Origin of the sequence: Deinococcus sp., from assembly GCF_018260405.1 — a bacterium.
In the GTDB taxonomy this organism is placed as follows: domain Bacteria; phylum Deinococcota; class Deinococci; order Deinococcales; family Deinococcaceae; genus Deinococcus.
This window is the reverse complement of record NZ_JAGLBG010000260.1, coordinates 1-589: the sequence shown is the minus strand read 5'-3', so window position 1 is coordinate 589 and position 589 is coordinate 1. Positions and strand designations below refer to the sequence as shown.

The following is a 589-nucleotide window of genomic DNA, read 5'->3' as shown; positions in this document are numbered from 1 at the left end:
AGCTGAGAGCCGCCCACCCGCTGCTCAGTGCGGAAGTGGCGCAGAAACTTACGGTAGAAGAAAGCGTCCGTAGCCGCCAGAGCTTTGGCGGCACTGCGCCGGAGCGGGTGTGGGAGGCGATTGAGGCGGCGAAGGCGAAGTTAGGCGAATAGACTGGGGTATGCGGCGCTTTCTCCTGCTGCTCCTGGCCCTGATTAGGCCTGCAAAGGCTCAGCACGTCAGCGCTCTGCTGCTGCTGTAGTACGGACTGCACTCAATTCCGCCCGCAGCCGGGAAGCGGGCAGGCCCCTTCATGGGTGCGGTCAGGCCCCATACGGGTGCCGTTCTGACCAAGAAGCCGTTTTGGTCAAGAGGTGGGCAGGCTTGCTCAAGCGAGTCCGTTTTTCTCAAGAGGCTACCGCCTGAGCTCGAATTGAATCCAAAACCACCCGGTTCAATCGCCAGTTCGTAGAGGCAACCAGGCGGCCTTCTGGGTTGTCAACAAAACAGACGGCAGTCTGTATAGCCCGTTGCCCCTTGTGATCTGGCCCTGAATTGCTGTTCTCTAAACCTCACTTCTAGCGAATATCTACCCCATCCCGCTCCACGC

Annotated in this window: 1 pseudogene; it reads left to right on the top strand. The window is 59.6% G+C overall.

Annotated elements, in window-relative coordinates:
* Window positions 1-152, top strand: a pseudogene (locus QZ269_RS13435) (argininosuccinate lyase); the annotation flags it as partial.
* Window positions 153-589 lie beyond the last annotated feature (437 nt).